The organism is Blastococcus sp. SYSU DS0973 (assembly GCF_054051055.1).
The window spans coordinates 181028-200469 of record NZ_JBJHAN010000007.1; the positions used below are offsets into that span (position 1 = coordinate 181028).

At 75.6% G+C, this 19442-nt stretch carries 17 protein-coding genes; 8 read left to right on the forward strand and 9 right to left on the reverse strand.

Translation table 11 applies throughout. From position 1 onward, the window contains the following. Positions 1 to 82: 82 nt before the first annotated feature. Both hisG and ACI791_RS13555 read left to right on the forward strand, forming a co-directional pair. The gene (gene hisG, locus ACI791_RS13550) at positions 83 to 949 is read left to right on the forward strand and encodes an ATP phosphoribosyltransferase (RefSeq protein WP_347060492.1); all 867 of its coding nucleotides are present in this window, start codon (positions 83 to 85) and stop codon (positions 947 to 949) included. 41 nt (positions 950 to 990) lie between these two features. Further along, positions 991 to 1452, forward strand: coding sequence for an SSI family serine proteinase inhibitor (locus tag ACI791_RS13555; protein ID WP_456586506.1), 462 nt, complete (start codon positions 991 to 993; stop codon positions 1450 to 1452). A 48-nt stretch (positions 1453 to 1500) separates the two neighbouring features. Here ACI791_RS13555 and ACI791_RS13560 read toward each other — a convergent pair whose 3' ends face one another. Further along, positions 1501 to 2322, reverse strand: coding sequence for a DUF2877 domain-containing protein (locus ACI791_RS13560; RefSeq protein ID WP_456586507.1), 822 nt, complete (start codon positions 2320 to 2322; stop codon positions 1501 to 1503). Between the two features lie 576 nt (positions 2323 to 2898). On the opposite strand from ACI791_RS13560, the gene ACI791_RS13565 reads away from it, so the two are divergent. After that, positions 2899 to 4710 carry a helix-turn-helix domain-containing protein gene (locus tag ACI791_RS13565; RefSeq protein WP_456586508.1) on the forward strand — a complete coding sequence of 604 codons (1812 nt, stop codon included), beginning with the start codon at positions 2899 to 2901 and terminating at the stop codon, positions 4708 to 4710. 114 nt (positions 4711 to 4824) lie between these two features. Further along, the gene (locus ACI791_RS13570; protein ID WP_456586509.1) at positions 4825 to 5583 is read left to right on the forward strand and encodes an SDR family NAD(P)-dependent oxidoreductase; all 759 of its coding nucleotides are present in this window, start codon (positions 4825 to 4827) and stop codon (positions 5581 to 5583) included. An 85-nt stretch (positions 5584 to 5668) separates the two neighbouring features. Here ACI791_RS13570 and ACI791_RS13575 read toward each other — a convergent pair whose 3' ends face one another. Beyond that, positions 5669 to 7210: a UDP-N-acetylglucosamine 1-carboxyvinyltransferase gene (locus ACI791_RS13575; protein ID WP_456586510.1), complete on the reverse strand. Its 1542-nt coding sequence runs from the start codon at positions 7208 to 7210 to the stop codon at positions 5669 to 5671. Between the two features lie 109 nt (positions 7211 to 7319). Between ACI791_RS13575 and ACI791_RS13580 the strand changes: the two genes are divergently transcribed. Then, positions 7320 to 8066, forward strand: coding sequence for an SDR family oxidoreductase (locus tag ACI791_RS13580; protein ID WP_456586511.1), 747 nt, complete (start codon positions 7320 to 7322; stop codon positions 8064 to 8066). A 440-nt stretch (positions 8067 to 8506) separates the two neighbouring features. On the opposite strand, the gene ACI791_RS13585 is transcribed toward ACI791_RS13580, so the two are convergent. The 6 genes from ACI791_RS13585 to hrpB form a co-directional block, all read right to left on the reverse strand. After that, complete coding sequence (locus ACI791_RS13585; protein ID WP_456586557.1) at positions 8507 to 9337, reverse strand: DUF998 domain-containing protein; 831 nt, start codon at positions 9335 to 9337, stop codon at positions 8507 to 8509. Beyond that, a complete protein-coding gene (locus ACI791_RS13590) occupies positions 9337 to 9777 on the reverse strand; it encodes a hypothetical protein (RefSeq protein WP_456586512.1) in 441 nt (146 codons plus the stop codon). Before ACI791_RS13590 ends, ACI791_RS13585 begins: the two co-directional genes overlap by 1 nt. Positions 9778 to 9852: 75 nt before the next feature. Continuing rightward, positions 9853 to 10053, reverse strand: a complete 201-nt coding sequence (locus tag ACI791_RS13595; RefSeq protein ID WP_456586513.1) for a hypothetical protein — start codon at positions 10051 to 10053, stop codon at positions 9853 to 9855. Positions 10054 to 10132: 79 nt separating this feature from the next. Continuing rightward, the gene (locus ACI791_RS13600) at positions 10133 to 10297 is read right to left on the reverse strand and encodes a hypothetical protein (protein ID WP_347060506.1); all 165 of its coding nucleotides are present in this window, start codon (positions 10295 to 10297) and stop codon (positions 10133 to 10135) included. A 393-nt stretch (positions 10298 to 10690) separates the two neighbouring features. Next, positions 10691 to 12517, reverse strand: coding sequence for a 4-alpha-glucanotransferase (gene malQ, locus ACI791_RS13605; protein ID WP_456586514.1), 1827 nt, complete (start codon positions 12515 to 12517; stop codon positions 10691 to 10693). Between the two features lie 37 nt (positions 12518 to 12554). After that, positions 12555 to 15044 (reverse strand): ATP-dependent helicase HrpB, encoded by a 2490-nt coding sequence (hrpB, locus tag ACI791_RS13610; protein ID WP_456586515.1) that lies wholly within the window; start codon positions 15042 to 15044, stop codon positions 12555 to 12557. Between the two features lie 74 nt (positions 15045 to 15118). Between hrpB and ACI791_RS13615 the strand changes: the two genes are divergently transcribed. Both ACI791_RS13615 and ACI791_RS13620 read left to right on the forward strand, forming a co-directional pair. Further along, entirely contained in the window at positions 15119 to 16111 is a 993-nt protein-coding gene (locus tag ACI791_RS13615) for a TIGR03885 family FMN-dependent LLM class oxidoreductase (protein WP_456586516.1), read from the forward strand. Further along, positions 16108 to 17787: an alpha-amylase family protein gene (locus tag ACI791_RS13620; RefSeq protein WP_456586517.1), complete on the forward strand. Its 1680-nt coding sequence runs from the start codon at positions 16108 to 16110 to the stop codon at positions 17785 to 17787. The genes ACI791_RS13615 and ACI791_RS13620 overlap by 4 nt, the downstream gene beginning before the upstream one ends. Positions 17788 to 17812: 25 nt before the next feature. Here ACI791_RS13620 and ACI791_RS13625 read toward each other — a convergent pair whose 3' ends face one another. Beyond that, complete coding sequence (locus ACI791_RS13625; RefSeq protein ID WP_456586518.1) at positions 17813 to 18730, reverse strand: AEC family transporter; 918 nt, start codon at positions 18728 to 18730, stop codon at positions 17813 to 17815. Between the two features lie 130 nt (positions 18731 to 18860). On the opposite strand from ACI791_RS13625, the gene ACI791_RS13630 reads away from it, so the two are divergent. After that, a complete protein-coding gene (locus tag ACI791_RS13630) occupies positions 18861 to 19439 on the forward strand; it encodes a hypothetical protein (protein WP_456586519.1) in 579 nt (192 codons plus the stop codon). Positions 19440 to 19442 lie beyond the last annotated feature (3 nt).

Sequence of the window (19442 nt, forward strand, 5' to 3'; positions counted from 1 at the left end):
GACCCCGCTGCCCCCACGCCTCGCGAGCTCGCCGTGGGTCCCTGCAGCGGGGCCGTTCCATCCGATCGTGAGGAGTAGTCGCGTGCTGCGCATCGCCGTGCCCAACAAGGGCGTCCTGAGCGAGCCGGCGGCGGAGATGCTCGCCGAGAGCGGCTACCGCCAGCGGCGCAGCACCAAGGACCTCGCGGTCTACGACCCGGACAACGACACCGAGTTCTTCTACCTGCGACCGCGGGACATCGCGGTGTACGTGGCCGCCGGCACGCTGGACGTCGGCATCACCGGCCGCGACATGCTGCTGGAGACCGCCCCCGCCGACGGCGAGGGCCCGGCCGCGGTGGAGGTCATGCCGCTGGGGTTCGGCCGGTCGTCGTTCCGCTTCGCCAGCCCGGTGGAGTCCGGCATCGAGCGGGTGGAGCAGCTGGCCGGCAAGCGTATCGCCACCGCCTACCCGGTGCTGCTCCAGCGGTTCCTCGACGACGCCGGCATCTCCGCCGGGGTGGTCAAGCTCGACGGCGCGGTGGAGACCGCCTGCCGCCTCGGGGTGGCCGAGGCCGTCTGCGACGTGGTGGAGACCGGTACGACGCTGCGGGCCGCGGGCCTGCACATCATCGGCGATCCGGTGCTCACCAGCGAGGCCGTGCTGGTCCGCCGGCAGGGCGCCGAGGAGATCCCCGCCGTCGCCCAGCTGCGCCGCCGGCTGCGCGGGGTCCTGGTCGCGCGGCAGTACGTGATGCTCGACTACGACTGCCCGAACGAGCTGCTCGAGAAGGCCACCGCCGTCACCCCGGGCATCGAGGGCCCGACGGTGAGCCCCCTGCAGACGCCGGGCTGGTCGGCCGTGCGCGCGATGATCGCCCGCACCGAGACCAACCGGGTGATGGACGAGCTCTGGGAGCTCGGCGCCCGGGCCATCCTCGTCACGAGCATCCACGCCTCGCGCATCTGAGGCCGCGGAACCGCGCAGCGGGGGCGTTCGTCTCCACCGGTATGCGACGTCTTCCGCCGCTCGCCCTCCTGACCCCGCTCCTGGTTCTCGCCGCCTGCGCCTCCGGCTCGGGAGCGGCCGGCGGGGAGGCCGGGACCGACGGCGGGGCCGCGTCGGGGATCTCGCAGGCCGACGACCACCTGCGCATCGAGGTCGACCGCGGGAACGGGTCGCCGCCGCAGACCTGGACGCTCCGCTGCGCCGGCGTCGTCGCGGGGAGCCACCCGCAGGCGGAGGCGGCCTGCGCGCACCTCGAGGGGATGAGCGATCCGTTCGTGCCCGTACCGGGCGACGCCATGTGCACCGAGCAGTACGGCGGCGCGCAGACCGCACGGATCACCGGGACGTGGCGAGGAACCCCCGTCGAACTGGAGCTGTCTCGGGTCGACGGCTGCCGCATCGCGCAGTGGGACGCCCTCGGCCCCGTCCTGCCGGTGCCGGTGGGCGTCGAGCCGCAGGGCTGAGAGCGGATCCGCCGCGCCCGCCGGGTGGAGCGCAGGGCGGGTCGCTGGTCAGCGGCGGGTGGTGCGGTCCACCAGGTCGATGGCCGTGCACAGGCCCAGCGCCATGGCCCGGCCGCTGGTGGCGCCGGTGGCCAGCAGCCGCTCGATCGCCGGCGCCAGTGGGCGTTCGCCGACCAGTCCGCGCAGGACGGCGGCGTACTCACCGCTCACCTGCCCGGCGGCCGCGTGTCGCAGCAGGGCCCGCGACAGCTCCGTGGTGCGACCGGCGGCCAGCGAGCAGACGCCGGCGGCGAACCTGTCGGCGGCCGGGTGACCCAGCAGCACCAGACCGGCGATCGTGCCGGCCATGACGTCGTCCCCCGCCGGGGTCAGCCCCGGTCCGAGGCCGATCAGCCGGGTGGCGGTGCGCAGCGCCGCCTCCAGGTCGGCGCGGCGGACGGCGCCGCGCAGGGCCGCCAGCGGGCCGCCGGGACCGGTCGGCAGCCCGGGCAGGGTGAACGAGCTGTGCGGCACGCCCTCCCCGTACAGGGTGGTGCGCAGCTGGCGGACGCCTTCGGGCAGGAGCGCCGGGTGCCCCCCGGGCAGCCGCGGCCGGGGGTCCCACCAGGCGGCCGCGCTGACCGCGAGGTCGCCGACGACGACGCGCCCGGCGCCCACCTCGGCGGGCGCTCCGGTGGGCAGGGCCACGAGCGGCCGGCCGTTGCTCGGGCGGAAGAGGACGCACCCCAGGGGGACCCGCGCGGCGTCGCTGGTGAGGACACCGACGACGTCGCCGCCGCCGCGTTCGCCCACGACCTGCACGTAGACGGCGGCCGGGCCGGTCAGCAGCACCCGTGCCGGGCGGACCGGCCCCCGCAGCAGGTCCGCCACGCCCGTGCTCGCCGCGGCGGGAACCGCGGCCGGTGCCTTCGAGGCCGGTGCCGTGCGGGCCGCGGCGCGTGCCCCCTCCCGGGGGAGGGGGATCGTCGGCAGGCCTGCGCGTGAGGCGCGGCCACGGAGTGCAGGGCCCTCGCCGGGGCCGGTACGGACTTCGGTGTCGTCGATCGCGCGCATGGGTCGCCCTCCACCCGACGGGACGACGGAGGCCCTGGATAGACGCTCCGCCCCTCGGTCCCCCCGCCCGCGGGGACGGTGCACGCGCCTCCTGACGGAACGCCTACCATCCAGCGAGCGGGTGGATCGAGGTCGAACCTAAGCGGCGCGTCGCACGCCCTCGTATGGCGGATGTCGCCAAGAATGGGGTTCGGCGTCCGGGGACACCTGACAGGATCCTGTGGTGTGGCACCCTGGACGACGACCGGAAGGGGACGCCTCGTGACCCAGAGTGATGTGACTCAGGCCGCTGCAACTCAGGGCAATGGAACCGCCCCGTTCCGTCGCAACTGGGCGGTCGACGAGTCGCCCCGCATCGAACCCCGGGACGACCGCTCGAGCTGGCAGCAGCGCATGGGTCTGACCGTCCAGGAGGCGCTCGGGCTCCCGGTCCTGGACGGCGCGTCGGTGGCCGCCGGTGGGTCCGGGCTGAGCCGCTCGATCCGGCACATGGTCGTCGACAACCCGGCCGAGCCGCTGGCGGCCGCCGGTCCCGACGTCCTCGTCGTGCTGGGCGCCCGGCTTCCGCAGGCCGATCCGGCCAGCTGCCGCGCCCTCGTCCAGCGGCTCGACGCGGCCGGCACCGCCGGGCTGGCCTACCGGGCGACCGACGGGGCTGCGCCGTTGCCCGCCGAGGTCCTCGCCGAGGCCGACCGCCGCGGGCTGCCGGTGCTGGCCCTGCCCGCGAGCGCCCGGATCGACGAGATCGTCTCCGAGGTCCTCGGCACGGTCGTCGCCAAGCAGGGGCAGGCGCTCGCGCTCTCCTCCCGCATGGACCACGAGTTCATCGGGGTGGCCCTCACGGGCGGAGGGCTGGCGGAGGTGACCCAGCGGCTGGCCGTGATGCTCGAGGGCGCCGCCGTGCTCGGCCTGGGGCCCGACCGCGAGGTGGTCACCAGCGCGGGCCCGAGCGACGACGTCGCCGAGATCAGCGAGTGGCTGTGGCTGCTGGACGCCGCCGCCGACGACGCCCTGGCCGAGCTCGCCCCGTCCCGCCGGCTCTCGGGCGTCCGGGCCGACCAGATCGTGGTCACCCCGGCCGACGTGCTCGCCGACGCCGACCTCTCGCCGGCCGACGGCATCCTGCTCGTCCCCGGGCACCACCAGCTGCCCGGCGGCGTGGGTGAGTACGCGGTCGCGCCGATCATGGCCGGGGACCAGCGGCACGGCTGGCTCGTCGCGGTGCACCGGACCGGCGCGATGATGCTCGGCGCCGGTGGTGTGCTGGAGCGCGCCGCCGTCATCGCCGCCCTCTCGGTCATCCGGCTGCAGGCGGTGCACTCGGTGGAGCTGCGCTTCCAGGGCGACCTCGTGCGCCGGCTCGTCGGTGGTTCCGTCGGGCACACCGAGCGGACGCTGGCCTACACCCGGTCCTTCGGCTGGCGGCTCGACGGCCCGGTGGCCGTCCTCGTCACCGCGACCGAGACCGTCGCCGATGCCGCGGCCGACCCGACCCGCGCCCTCGACGTCCTGGATCGGCTGGCCGACGGGTGGCGGGCGGCGCTGGAGCCCGAGGTGGCCGGGGCCGCCGTCGCCGGGCTCGCGACCGAGATCGTCACCCTGGTCCCGCTGGACGGGCGGACGCCGGAGGAGCTGTCGGCCGTCGTGTCCGCGGTGACCTCCCGCGTGAACGGCCGGCTGCGCCGGGTCGGCCGTCTGCTGGGCACGGGCATCGGCCGTCCCGCGGGCAACCTCTCGGAGCTCGCCGAGGCCCACCGGCAGGCACAGCGCGCGCTCGGCGTGGGCCAGGAGATCCACGGCGGGTCGGCCGTCACGCACTTCGACCAGCTCGGGGTGTTCCGGCTGCTCTCGCTGATCCCCGACAGCACCGAGCTGCGCTCCTACGTCGACGAGGTGCTCGGTCCGCTGGCCGACGCCGGGGACGCCGACTCCGCCGATCTGCGGGAGACGCTGCGGGTGCTGCTGGAGACCAACCTCAACGTCGCGGAGTCCGCCCGCCGGCTGCACTTCCACTACAACACCATGCGGTACCGGATCGGGAAGCTGGAGCGGATCCTCGGTCCGTTCACCACCGACCCGACCCTCCGGCTGAACCTGCTCCTGGCCCTGCACGCGGCCCGCATGCGCGGGCTGGACCAGCCGGCCCGCCCGCCGCTGGACGGTGGGCTGGCGCTGCCCCACGACGGGCTCGAGGCGCTGGTCTAGCGGTACATACAGCACGCGACCCGGCCGGGCCGCCGCCCGGGGAGCGGGCCGGCCCGTCGCCGGGCAGGGTGATGCGGGGTGCCGCTCGGGGCGGCGCGGGAGGAGGAGGTCCACATGACGCAGGCCGAACGTCCGCTGACCGGCAAGGTGGCCCTGGTGACCGGGGCGTCATCGGGCATCGGTGCGGCGACCGCGGTCGCGCTGGCCGCGGCCGGTGCCGCCGTCGCCATCGGTGCCCGGCGCACCGACCGCCTCGACGAGCTGGCCGCCCGGCTTCGCGACAGCGGTGCTGCGGTGCTGCAGCTGGCGCTCGACGTCACCGACGAGCAGGCCTGCGCCGACGCCGTGACCCGCACCCGGTCGGAGCTCGGCGGTCTCGACGTCCTGGTGAACAACGCGGGCGTGATGCTGCTGGGCACCGTGGTGGGGGCGGACACCGAGGACTGGCGCCGGATGATCCAGACCAACGTCATGGGGGTCCTGTACATGACCCACGCGGCTCTCGACGGGATGATCGAGCAGGGCGCCGGTGACATCGTGAACGTGTCCAGCGTGGCCGGACGGCAGGCCCGCAAGGGCGCCGGTGTCTACAACGCCAGCAAGTGGGCGGTGAACGCCTTCAGCGAGTCACTGCGGCAGGAGGTCACCGGCCGGGGCGTGCGGATCTCCCTCGTCGAACCCGGCGCGGTCACCACCGAGCTGACGTCGCACATCACCCAGCCCGAGGCGAAGGCCGCCTCGGAGAGAATGCACGCCAGCATGCGGGCGCTGCACGCAGAGGACATCGCCCGGGCGGTGATCTACGTCGTCACCCAGCCGCCGCACGTGGCGGTCAACGAGGTGCTCGTCCGCCCCACCGACCAGGAGCGCTGAGCCCGCCTGGGGCCGGCCCGGCCACTCTCACAGCAGCCAGGACCGAGAACCGCCGATGACCAGGTGACCCTGATCATCGGCGGCTTCAATCGCGGAAGACCTCGATGTCGGCGCCCATCTCCACGAGCCGTTCGTAGAGCTGCTCGTAGCCGCGGGCGATGATGTCGACGTTGCGCAGCACCGACGTCCCCTTCGCCGCCAGCATCGCCAGCAGGATGCACACGGCCGGGCGCAGGGCCGGCGGGCAGACGACCTCGGCGCTGGACCACCGGGTCGGGCCGGTGACCAGCACCCGGTGCGGGTCCAGCAGCCGGACGTCCGCGCCCAGCCGGGTGAGGTCGGAGAGGTGGATCGCCCGGTTGTCGTAGACCCAGTCGTGGATCAGCGTCGAGCCGTGCGCCTGCGCGGCGATGACGGCGAAGAACGGCAGGTTGTCGATGTTCAGGCCCGGGAACGGCATCGGGTGCACCTTGTCGATGGGCGCCTTCAGCTCGGACGGGTGGATGGTGATGTCGGCCAGGCGCGTGTGCCCGTTGTCGGCCAGGTACTCCGGGGACAGGTCGTAGCGCAGCCCCATCTCGGCCAGCACCGCGAGCTCCACCTCGAGGAACTCGACCGGTGCCCGCGCCACCGTCAGCTCCGACCCCGTCACGATGCCGGCGGTGAGCAGGCTCATCGCCTCCACCGGGTCCTCGCTGATCGTGTAGTCGACATCGGCGTCGAGCACCGGACGGCCGTGCACGACCAGGGTGGTGCTGCCCAGCCCCTCGACCCCCACGCCGAGCAGCTGCAGGTACAGGCAGAGGTCCTGCACCATGTAGTTGGAGCTGGCGTTGCGGATGGTCGTCGTCCCCTCGGCGCGGGCCGCGGCCAGCAGGGCGTTCTCGGTGACGGTGTCGCCCCGCTCCGTGAGGACGATCGTGCGGTCGGCGGCGCGCGGGCCGTCGACGGTGGCCTGGTACTCGCCGGCGTGCGCCTCGATCTCCAGGCCGAAGGGGCGCAGCGCGATCATGTGCGGCTGCACGGTGCGCGTGCCGAGGTCGCACCCGCCGGCGTAGGGCAGCCGGAAGCCGGCGGACCGGTGCAGTAGCGGGCCCAGGAACATGATGATGCTGCGGGTCCGTCGGGCGGCGCCGGCGTCAATGCCGTCGAGGTCGAGCTCGTCGGGCACCACCAGCGTGAGGTCGTGCCCTTCGGCGTCCCAGGTGGCGGAGACGCCGATCGAGCGCAGCACGTCGAGGATCCGCTCGACCTCCACGATCCGCGACACGTTCCGCAGGGTCGTCCGGCCACGGTTGAGCAGCGCGGCGCACAGCAGGGCGACGGCTGCGTTCTTCGACGACTTGACCGCGACCGTGCCGCGCAGCGGCCGCCCGCCGGTCACCCGGAGGTGGGCGGGCCCGGCCGGTCCCAGGCTGATCAGCTCGCTGTCGAGCGCGGCGGAGAGCCGGCCGAGGAAGTCGAGGGTGAGGTTCTGGCTGCCCTGCTCGATCCGGGCGACGGCGCTCTGGCTGGTGTTCAACCGGTCGGCGAGCTGCTGCTGGGTGAGCCCCCGGTGCCGGCGGGCGTCGCGGACCAGGGCCCCGATGCGCCGCATGCCGCCGTCGGGGGAGTCGAGGAGGGTCACCGGGTCACGTTATCTCACAGCTGAGATGATGAGCGGACGCCGCCCAGCACGGGCCCGTGCTGCCCGATGTGCCGTGCGGCGGGAGGCCGGAGCGCGCGAGACTGCACCCGTGGACGTACTGGTCACCGGCGGCACGGGCCGCCTCGGGCGGCACCTGGTGCCTCAGCTGCGGGACGCCGGGCACGAGGTGCGCCAGATGTCGCGCCGGGGCACCGGTCCGGGCGGGGTCCGCGGCGACCTCGCCACCGGACGGGACCTGGGGCCGGCGCTCGGCGGCGCGGAGGTGGTCGTGCACGCGGCCAGCGATCCGCGCGGCGACCCCTGGGAGGTCGACGTCGCCGGCACCCGCCGCCTGGTCGAGGCGGTCGACCGGTCCCGGCTGCGCCACCTCCTGTACGTCTCCATCGTCGGCGTCGACCGGGTGCCGCTGGGCTACTACCGCGCGAAGTACGCCGCCGAGCAGGTGCTGCTGGCCTCTGGGCTGCCGGTCACCCTGGTGCGGATCACCCAGTTCCACGGATTCGTCGACGAGCTCCTGGGGACGGCGCGGCGCGGACGGCTGCTGCCGGTGCCCATGGGATGGCGGGTGCGCCCGGTGGACGTGGCCGAGGCCGCCGCGCACCTGACCGGGCTGGTGACGGCCGCGCCGTCGGGCGGTTTGGTCGAGTTCGCCGGGCCCGAGGAGCACACGGTGGTCGACCTCGCCCGGGCGTGGGCGCAGGTGCGGGCGCCGAACGCGCGGGTCGTGGCCACGCCGGTGCCGGGGCGGCTCGGAGCGGCGCTGCGCGACGGCGGGGCGCTGCCCGTGCGTGGAGCGCGCGGACACCGGACCTGGGCCGAGCACCTGCGCGGCTGACGCACGGCGACCCCTCGGCCCGGGCCGGAGCCGCAGCGTTCCTGCCACTCGTCGGGGGCGGAGCGCCGGCCGGGTGGGGTGTCCGGAGCCGCGGACGCCGGCCGGCTCGGGGTCACCACCTACCTGGTGCCGCCGGTGGTCGTCCTGCTCGGCTGGCTGCTGCTCGAGGAGGCGCCTCCGGCGCTCGCGCCCGTCGGGGGCGCGGTCTGCCTCGTCGGGGTGGCGGTGTCCCGCCGGAGGTCTCCCCGTCCGGTGGTCCCGGCGGCCGGGATGCCGGCGGACCGGACCGGGCCGGCGCCGCCGACCAGCGGTAGGCGCGCCGACGACGACCGGGTGTGCAGGACGCCGCGGTCATGGGGTAGGCGCGGCTCCGGGGCCATCGACGATGGCCGTCCGAGGCGACCGGCCGGGAGGTCCGTGGTGGATGGCGGCGGCGCCGGTCACCGGCCCTGCGGCGCGGGCGCCCAGGGGTCCTCCGGGTCGACGTCGCCCGGTTCGGCGTCCCCGGGGCCGGTGCCGTGGGCCCGGGGCCCCGCCGGTGCGGTATCCCCGGTCCGGGACGCCGTCGCACCGCGGCCCGCGGCGGCCTCCAGCGCCGCGTCGCGGGCGCGCGCCTCCTCCGACCGGCGGGCCTGCTCCTGGGCCCGCTCCCGGCGCAGTGCCGACCCGTGCGGCGCCGCGTCGCCGCGCCGGGTGAGCCACCACAGCGTGCCGCCGGCCAGGGCCAGCGCGAGCGGCAGCGGATAGGCCGCGGCGCGTTCTGTGCCGCCCTCCCCGAGGAATCCGGTGACCCCGGTCAGGAAGAAGATGGTCGTGGCGACGGCCACCACGCCGAGCAGGACAACGGTGGTGCCCAGCGCCTCGGACCGGGGCCGGACGGCGTAGGCGAGCGTGACCAGGCCGAGCCCGCCGCCCACCAGGTACAGGACGGCGCCGATCGCGTGCAGCGTGCCGTTGCCGTCGGTCGGGAAGACGCCGACCAGCAGCACGCCCAGCGCGGCCACCCCCAGCAGCACCGGCACCGCCCGCGACGCGCTGCCGCGCAGCGCGGGACGCAGCAGCAGGGCGCCGCCCAGGATGAGCGCGGCCTGCACCACGAAGGAGGCGTTCATCAGCTGCCGGGCGGGCGAGTCGCTCGCGCCCAGCGCGCTGATCACGTCGTCGACACGGGAGTAGGGGCCGGCGTAGCGGGCCTGGGCGACGGCCTCCACGACGAAGAACTGGAGGGTCAGCACCCAGGTGAGGGCGCCCCAGCGGAGGCGGTCGGGCATCACGCCCGCCATGCTCCCAAACCGGGCCCGTCGGCCCGGGCGAGGACGGCGGCGAACTGGTCGGCCGACAGCCAGGAGGGGTTGCTGCCCGCGGCCATTCGGACCACCTCGGCGTCGGCGAACGCCGGATCGGCGATCAGCTCGGCCCGGGGGACCGGCTCGTGGAGCAGGCGCACGCGGACGGGGACGGACGGGCCGCCCGGCCCGTCGTCGACCGCGCCGGCCACGGTCCCCAGGGCGTGCACCCCGGGGTGGTGGCGGCCGCTGAGCCACAGCAGGCAGGGCTGTCCGGGAGCCAGGAGTCCGATCCGGTAGGACGGTCGCAGGCAGCGGTCCAGCAGCCGCTCCTCCCCGGCGCCCCAGCCGGGAGACAGCTCGTCCGGCGGGGCGGAGCTCTTGAGGAGCCAGCAGGCGACGTCGGCGGCGGTCAGCCGGGCCATGCCGTCAGCTCCCCGCGGGCCGGTGGTGCGCTCCCGCCGCGTCCGGGCCGGGGGCGCACCACCCGGGCGCGGTGCTCAGTCGGTGGCCGAGTGCATGTCGGCGCCGGCCGGGTCGGCGTCGTCGGACCCCACCGCCTGGCGCTCCTGCTCGGTGCGGTGCTCGAGGACCTCGTCGCTGGGGTGCGGGTCCTTGGCGTGCTGCGTCCGGTCGCGCGTCGGGCTCTCCTCGGGCTCCATGACGTCGTCGAGGCTCGGGCGGTCGTGGGGCTCGGTCATCGGGGCGTCCTCCGGATCGATCGGGATGCGGTCGGCAGGAGCCATAGCCCCGACCCGCCCCGGCTAACCAGGAGGATGATCACCTCGGCTCCAGCCGGGCCGCGGGCAGCCAGGCCTCGACGAGCGCCGGCCCGTGCGGGGTGCTCACCGTGTAGGCAACCCGGCCTTGCCAGGCGCCCTCCCGCTGACGCCACTCCACGAGCAGGCCCGGCCAGGTCCCGGGGGAGTCCGGGGGGTCGTGCACCCAGCAATGGCGCCCCTCGCCGTGGTCGCCCGTAACCGTCGGACGGTCCGCGACGGGGGGGTGGGGAACCGGACCGCCCAGCGGGGGGCGGGAGAGCTGGGGGACCACCCCCGAGTCCGCCGCCCGCTCACCCAGGGAGCGGCCGCCGCGCCCTCGGTTCATCCCACCCGCCACGGGAGGAGTGTCGCACGCCGGTCGAACGCATGTTCGACGGCGCGCTGCCCGGACGCGATCGGGCGCCTCCCCGCAAGATCGCGGAGCGCGCGGTCCCGGCTGCCCGCGTGTCGTCCAAGGCCCCGCGGGCCGGACGGGCCCGAGTCCTGACCCGACCGGTCCCGCGACGCAGCCGGCGCGGCACCTCTGCGAGGTGCCGCGCCGGCTGCGTCCCCTGGGTCAGTCGCTGGCGAGGCCCTCGGTGAGGGTGCGGGCGACCGTCTGCAGCAGCGGGTGCGCCGGCAGGTCCTCGACGAGCACGGGCAGGGGCAGCGACCAGTTGGGCCGGTCGTCGGCGCCGGGCATGTTCGGCCGGCGCTGCTCCCCGACGGCGTCGTCCAGCGTCGCCGACAGCAGCAGCGACGGCGCCGTCGCCAGCAGCGCGTGCGCCTGCTCCACCGCCTGCTCGACCGTGGCGTCGTCGGAGAGCCCCGGCAGGTGCGCCAGCAGCGAGTTGCGACCGCGCTCGAGCTCCTCGTCGGTACCCGTGCCGTGCTCGCGCTGCTCGTCGACGTCCGCCTCGGTCCACAGCCCCGCCACCGTCGGCAGGTCGTGGGTGGTTATCGCCGCCATCGCCTCGGCCGGCCACTCCGCGGGGGCGTCGTCCTCGAACCACAGCAGCCGGTAGGAGAGGACCCCGTGCTCGGCCATGGCCTCGCGGACGCCCTCCTCGACGGTGCCGAGGTCCTCACCCACGACGAGCGCGCCGGCGCGGTGGCTCTCCAGCGCGACGATGTTGAGCAGGTCCTCGGCGGGATAGCGGACGTAGGCGCCGTCGGCCGCACTGCCGTCCGACGGCACCCACCACAGCCGGAACAGCCCCATGACGTGGTCGATGCGCAGGCCGCCGGCCCCGGCCATGGTGGCGCGGATGGACTGGACGAACGGCTCGTAGTCGGCGTCGCGCAGCCGCCACGGGATCAGCGGGGGAGAGCCCCAGTCCTGCCCGGCGGAGTTGAACGCGTCCGGCGGCGCGCCGACGCTCACGCCGTCGGCGAGCACCTCCTGCCACGACCAGGCGTCGGCGCCGCCGCCGGCGAAGCCGATCGGCAGGTCCTGGATGACCGTCATCCCGTCGGTGGCCGCGGTGAACTGCAGCTCCAGCGCCCACTGCAGCCAGGCGTGGAAGGCCACGACCGCGCCGTGCTGCTCGGCGTAGGCGGCGACGCCCGGCCCGTCGGGGCGGCGCAGCTCGTCGGGCCAGGTGTGCCAGTCGGCGCCGTGCTCCTCGGTCATCGCCGCCCAGGTGGCCCAGTCCTGCAGCGTGCGCCCCTGCTCCTCCCGCCAGCGGGCGAAGGCCTCCCCGCCACCGTGGGCGAAGAAGATGCGCATGAGCACCTCGCGCTTGCGTGCCCAGATGGCGTCGCGGTCGATCAGGGCGCCGTCGGACAGGGCGCGGCCCGCGTCGGCCTCCACGTCGACGCCGTCCGCGCCGGGCACCTCGTCGACCCGCAGGTAGATCGGGTTGCGGAACCGGCGGGTGGCCGGCAGGTAGGGGCTGGCCTCCTGCGCGGCGATCGGCGCGACCGCGTGCAGCGGGTTGATCAGCAGGAAGCCCGCGCCCTGCTCGGTGGCCATCTGCCGGATGGTCCGCAGGTCGCCCAGGTCGCCGATGCCCCAGCTGTCCCGACCGCGGGCGGCGTACAGCTGCACCGCCCAGCCCCATGCGCGGTCGTCGGGCAGCCAGCAGCGGCCCGGCGACACGATCAGCCGGCGGCGGCGTCCCTCCGGCGACTGCAGCCAGTGGTAGCCGAGGGGGAAGTCCTCCGGCAGCTCGCCGTCGATGTGCCGCACCTCGCCGTCCTCGCAGACGACGTCGGCCTCGTCCACCTCGAGCGGGTCACCGGGGCGGGCGACGATGGGCGCCCGCTCCTCGAGGTCGGCCGGCGGCTCACCGATGACCGCCCGCAGCCTCTCGATGGTCTCCTGCGCTACCTGGTGCTCCTCGTCGAGCGCGTCCAGCCAGCTCGCATCGATGCCCCAGTCGTCGGTCGTCGGCTTCGTCACCGGTCGATCCTCTCCGGCGTGGAGGCAGGCCGCAGCCTCAGCCGCGAGGTCGCGGCCGTGACCTTGCCCGCTTCGTGGCCGGTGCGGTCGCCGGGTGCTCCGGCCAGGGGTGCCGGGGATAGCGGCCACGGAGTTCGCTGCGGACGGCGGGGTACCCGGTGGTCCAGAAGCCGGCGAGGTCGGCGGTGGTGGCCACCGGCCGCTGCGCGGGGGAGAGCAGCTGCAGCCGCAGCGGCCGGCCGGCGACCCGCGGCGCCGCCGCCCAGCCGAACACCTCCTGGAGCCGCACCGAGAGGGTCGGCACCTCCGGATCGGTGTAGTCGACGCGGATCCGCGAACCGGTGGGCACCGTCACGGTGTCGGGGACGACGGCGTCCAGCTCGCCGGCCACGCGCCAGGGGACCAGCGCCCGGAGCGCCGCGACGACGTCCACCCGGGACAGGTCGGCCCGGCTCCGGGCACCGGAGACGTCGATCCTGGCGAGCAGGGCCGCGTCGTCGACGGCGGGCCACGGGTCCCCGAGGCCGGCGTGCGCCGCCGCCAGGCGCTCGCGCAGCCGTCGTGCCGCGGGTGTCCAGCGGAGCAGCCCGAGGCCCTCCAGCCGCAGCCCCTCGGCGATCGCCGCCGCCACGGCGGCCGGGTCGGGCACGCCCGTCGGGCGCTCGGCCAGGACGATCGCGCCCAGCCGTTCCACGCGGGCGCTGCGGACGTCGCCGTCGCGCCAGGACACCTCGTCCCGGTCCTCGTGGAGCGCGCCGGCGGCGTCGAGGGCGGTCGCCTCGTCGATCGCCACGGCCGACCGCACCCGGGCGTCCCGCCGGCCGGGGGCCCGGTCGGCGACCGCGACAGCCAGCCAGGGCGCACCGGCCAGCTCCGTTCCCGGTGCCAGCTCGGCGCCGGTGCCGGCGGCCATGAGGTAGGTGCCGGTGGTCCCCGGCCGGCGCCGGGCGAGCCGCTCGGGGTGGGCCAGGCCGACCACCAGGCCGGCGGCGGTGTCGTCGAGCAGGCGGGGCGCGGCGGCGTCCGCGGTGGCCCGCTCGAGGCGGGTCACCTCCTCCCGCCAGCGGGAGGTGGCGCCGCGGTCGGCACCCGAGCGCAGCGCCCGCCAGGTCGCGGTCAGGTCGTCACCGCGGACGGCGACGTCCGCGGAGAGGAGTGCGACCACCTCGGCGGCGCGGCGACGGCCGACCAGCGGGGCGCCGTCGAGCAGCGCGCGGGCCAACCGCGGGTGCACCCCGGCCGCCGTCAGCGCGCGCCCCCGGCCGGTCGCCCGGCCGTCGTCGTCCACCGCGCCGAGCGCCCGCAGCGTCCGCCCGGCCACGAGCAGGGCGGCGGACGGGGGAGCGTCGAGGAGGCCGAGGCCGACCCCGTCCGGCGCACCCCAGCACGCCAGCTCCAGGGCGAAGGCGGTGAGGTCGGCGGTGGCGACCTCCGGCGGGTCGTGGGCGGGGAGCCGGTCGTGCTCGGCGGCGGTCCAGCAGCGGTAGACCGCGCCGGGTGCCTCCCGGCCGGCCCGGCCGGCTCGCTGGGTGACCGACGCCCGCGAGGCGCGGACGGTGACCAGCGAGCCGAGGCCGCGGGACAGGTCGGCTCGCGGCGCCCGGGACAACCCGGCGTCGACGACGACGCGGACCCCCGGCACGGTGAGGCTGCTCTCCGCCAGCGCCGTCGCCAGGACGACCCGGCGGCGGGGCCCCGGTCGCAGTGCAGCGTCCTGCGCCGCAGCCGGCAGCCGACCGTGCAGCACCAGCACGTCGGCGCCGACCCCGCCGAGCTGCCCGGCCACCGTGCTGATCTCACCGGTACCGGGCAGGAAGACGAGCACGTCGCCGGCCCGCTCCGCCAACGCCCGGCGGACGACCGCGGCGACGTGCCCCAGCAGGCGGGGGTCGACCCGCAGGCCGTGCGGTGGATCGACCGGGGTGGTGGGCGGCGCCCAGAGGACATCGACGTCGTGCAGCGCCCCGGGGGCCTCGACGACGGGGGCCGGCTCCCCGTTCCTGCCGAGCAGGGCGGCCAGCCGCTGCGCCTCGGCCGTCGCCGACGTGGCCAGCAGCCGCAGGCCCGGGCGCAGCGCGTCCCGGACGTCCAGGCAGAAGGCGAGCGCGAGGTCGGTGTCCAGGTGCCGTTCGTGGCACTCGTCCAGCAGCACGGCGTCCACTCCGGGCAACTCCGGATCGGCCTGCAGGCGGCGGACCAGCAGACCGGTGGTCACCACCTCGACGCGCGTGGCGGCGCTGCGCCGGCTCTCCCCGCGGACGCTGTACCCGATCCGACCGCCGACCGGCTCGCCCAGCAGGGCCGCCATCCGGCGCGCGGCGGCCCGGGCGGCGACGCGGCGGGGCTCGGCGACGACGACGCGCCCGGGCACCGTGCCGGCCAGGGCGAGGGGCACGAGCGTCGTCTTCCCGGTTCCCGGCGGCGACAGGAGCACGGCGGCACCGGCCGCGGCGAGCGCGCCGGACAGCGCGGGGAGTGCGGAGCGCACCGGCAGGTCGGTGCCCGGGGTCCCCGGTGGTGGCAGCACGGACCCAGTCTCCCGCGGGGTCGGCCCGGGTCCGTCCCCTGGCAGGGGCGCCGCCGGTCCGGTAGGCATCGGCCATGCCGGTGATCGGATTCCACAACTCGCACGAGCAGGTCCATCCCTCGGTACTGCTCGACGCCGTCCGGTACGCCGAGGAGGTGGGCTTCACCGCCGCGATGTGCTCGGACCACCTCACCCCGTGGAACCCGCGGCAGGGGGAGTCGGGGTTCGCGTGGTCGTGGCTCGGCGCGGCGATGGCGACGACGTCCCTGCCGTTCGGCGCGGTGAACGCACCGGGCCAGCGCTACCACCCGGTGATCGTGGCGCAGGCGATCGCCACCCTGGGCGCGATGTTCCCGGGGCGGTTCTGGGTGGCCCTGGGCAGCGGTGAGGCCATGAACGAGCACGTCACCGGTGGCAAGTGGCCGCGCAAGGACGTGCGCGACGCCCGGCTGCTGGAGTGCGTGGCGGTCATCCGTGCGCTGCTGGCGGGGGAGGAGGTCAGCCACGACGGGCTGGTCACGGTCGACCGGGCGAAGATCTACACGCTGCCCGAGCAGCAGCCCGCCCTCATCGCCCCCGCGGTCAGCGTGGCCACCGCGCGGAACGGCGCCGCGTGGGCCGACGGCCTGGTGACCATCAACCAGCCCCACGACAAGCTGCGCGAGATGATCGCCGCCTACCGGGACGCCGGGGGGCTGGGGACGCTGGCCCTGCAGGTGCACGTCTCCTGGGACCCCGACCCCGACCGTGCGCTGGGCCTCGCGCACGACCAGTGGCGCAGCAACGTCTTCCCGCCCCCGCTGTGCTGGGACCTCGACAGCCCGGAGGCCTTCGAGCAGGCCAGCGCGCACGTGACCCGGGAGGACGTGACGGAGGCGGTGCGGGTGTCGGCCGACCTCGGCCAGCACACGGCCTGGCTGCAGGAGTACGTGGACCTCGGGTTCGACCACGTCTACCTGCACCACGTCGGGGTGGAGCAGCGCGCGTTCCTCGACGCCTTCGGCGAGCACGTCCTGCCCCAGCTCGGCGTCACGGCGCCGTTCCCCGCGGTGGCGGTGCAGCGGTGAGGATCACCGACACGTCGGACCTGTGGTGGAAGAACGCCGTCGTCTACTGCCTGGACGTCGAGACGTTCATGGACTGGAACGGCGACGGGGTCGGCGACCTGCAGGGCCTGGCGCAGCGGCTGGACCACCTCGCCGACCTGGGCGTCACCTGCCTGTGGCTGATGCCCTTCTACCCGACCGCCGGGCGGGACGACGGCTACGACATCACCGACTACTACGGGATCGACCCCCGGCTCGGCGACCACGGCGACCTGGTCGAGATGATCCGGACGGCGAACGACCGGGGGATGCGGGTGATCGCCGACCTGGTCGTCAACCACACCTCCGACCAGCACCCCTGGTTCCGGTCGGCGAAGGAGAGCAAGAACTCCCCGTACCGCGACTTCTACGTGTGGCGGGACGACGAGCCGCCGGACACCAGCGACCAGGTGGTCTTCCCCGACGCCGAGAGCGGCATCTGGACGCACAGCCCGGAGACGGGTGAGTGGTACCTGCACCGCTTCTACTCCGAGCAGCCCGACCTCAACGTGGCCAACCCCCGGGTCCGGGACGAGATCGCCAAGATCATGGGCTTCTGGCTGCAGCTGGGGCTGTCGGGGTTCCGCGTGGACGCCGTGCCGTTCCTGCTGGAGACCGCCGGGCTGGACGAGGACTCGGCCGCGCGGTTGCCCGACCCGCACGAGTACCTCCGGGCCCTGCGTGCCTTTCTCGGCCGGCGGACCGGCTCGGGCGTGCTGCTCGGCGAGGTGAACCTGCCGTTCGAGGAGCAGGTGCGATTCTTCGGCGGGCAGGACGGCGACGAGCTCACCATGCAGTTCGACTTCAACACCATGCAGCAGACCTACCTGTCCCTGGCCCGCGGCGACGCCGGACCGCTGGCCGGGGCGCTGGCCGCCCGGCCGGAGATCTCCCCGGACAGCCAGTGGGGCACGTTCGTGCGCAACCACGACGAGCTCACCCTGGACAAGCTGACCGAGGACGAGCGCGCCGAGGTCTTCGCCGCGTTCGGTCCGGAGCCCCGGATGCAGGTCTACGACCGGGGCCTGATCCGCCGGCTGCCCCCGATGCTGTCCGGCGATCCGCGCCGCGTGCGGATGGTCTACAGCCTGCTGTTCGCCCTGCCGGGCACGCCGGTGCTCTTCTACGGCGAGGAGATCGGCATGGGGGAGGACCTCTCGGCCGGCAGCCGGCTGTCGGTGCGCACCCCCATGCAGTGGACCGGCGGGGTCGACGGCGGCTTCTCCCGGGCGCCGGCCGACCGGCTGACCCGGCCGGTGGTGGACGGCGGATTCGCCCCCGAGTTCGTCAACGTCGCCGACCAGCGCCGCGACCCCGGGTCGCTGCTGTCCTTCATGAAGCTGCTCATCCGGCGCTACCGGGAGTCCCCGGAGCTCGGCTGGGGTCAGTTCACGGTCCTCGACCAGCCGCATCCCGCGGTCCTGGCCCTGCTCTGCACCTGGGACGACGCGGCGCTGGTCACCCTGCACAACCTCGGGCCCGAGCCGCGCGCGGTCCCGCTGACCGTGCCCGGGTGTGACAGCGGCCACCGCCTGGAGGACCTGCTGACGTCGGGGAGCACCGGCCTGGGCGACGACGGCGCCGCAGAGCTGGCGCTGGAGGGGTACGGCTACCGCTGGCTGCGGGTGGTCGGCGAGGACAGCCGCCGGCTGCTCTGAGCGGCGCTCCGCCGACCGCACGGAGTCACCCGGTGAGTGCCAGCCAGAGCGGCAGGGTGAGGAGCGCGGCCGTCGTCGTCGCGGACACCTGCGCGGCCACGAACGCGCCGTTCCCGCCCATCCGGGCGGCCAGGACATAGGACGCCGTGGCGGGGGGCACCGCGGCGAAGGCGAGGACGACGAACCGCTGGTCGCCCTCCACGCCCAGCAGGACCGCGAGGCCCAGAGCCACCGCCGGCACGGCCAGGAGCTTGACCGCCCCGAGGTAGGCGGCCATGAGGCGCTGCCCGCGCGGCAGGCCGCCCAGGCGCAGGGCCGCGCCGACCGCGAGCAGCCCCAGCGGCAGCGCCGCGGCGGCCAGCCGGGCGAGCGTCGCGTCGACCGGGGACGGCAGCGTGAGCCCGAGGAGGTTGCCGCTCAGGCCCGCGACGGTGGCGAGGATCAACGGGTTGCGGACGACGGCGGCCAGGACCCCCGGTCCCGGTCCACCGGCCGGTCCGCCGGGCGCGCTGCGGGCCAGGGCTGTCACCGCCAGGACGTTGACCAGCGGGACCGTCACGCCGAGCAGCACGCCCATGAGCGCCAGGGCCGCGAGCCCGAGGTCGTCGACCAGCGCGAGGGCGATGAAGGTGTTGAACCGGTAGGTCGTCTGCCACCCCGAGGCCGCCGTCATCCGGTCGACGCCCGGCAGCCACCGGACCGCCGCGCCCAGGACGGCCCCCGCTCCGGTGGCGCCCAGCGCGGACAGCAGCACCCCGCCGGAGCCCGCGGCGGCCAGATCGGCGGACAGGGTGGTGCGGAAGAGGAGGGCCGGGAAGAGCACGAAGTAGACGAGGCGCTCCAGGTCGACCCAGAACCCCGGCGCCCGCCACGCGAAACGGCGGAGGAGCAGGCCGATCAGGATGAGGGCGAACTCCGGCAGGACCAGTGCAGCCGCGTTCACCGGGAGAGCCTAGCCAGCCGTGCGGCCCGGCCGCTCCGGCGCGGCATCACTGTGCGTGAGGAGCCCGCCGGGGCGGCCTCCCTCGCGCGTAGGGACGGTGCGCCTAGCGTGGCGCCTGAGGTGATGAGTCATGAGTGAACGCAACGGAAGCACGGCCGGCGGCACGAACACCGCGGAGATCCCGATAGTGCGGCCCCAGGCCCCGGAGGCGCCGGAGGCGGCGACGGCACCTGCTGCCCCCCAACCGGCTGCCACGCCGGCAGCCACGCCCGAGAGCGGTGAGCCTCCCGCGGCCGACGGCGACGTCGTCCCCGGCATGCACGCGACGGCACCGGTGAGCGTCCGGCCGCGGCCGCGCATGCCCCGCCGCGGGCCGATGACGGTGATGGGTCCGTGGGCGCCGGTCGCCGGCGGGCTGCTGGGCCTGCTGCTCGGGCTGGTCGTGGTCCTGGTGCTCGGTGGTTCGGCCGACACCTTCGGCGACCGGCTGGCGCTGACCTTCGCCGTCGTCGGGCTCACCCTCCTCGGGGCATCCGGCGTCCTGCTCGCCGACGAGGTGCGCATCGTCCGGCAGCGCGCCCGGGAGGCCGGCGTCCGGCCGCAGTGGGTGGAGTCGACCGCGACGCTGGTCAACGGCCTGACGCCGGCCCGGCTGCTGCTGCTGGTCAGCGCCTTCGTGCTCTTCCTGTCCGCCTACGTCGCCCGCTGACGC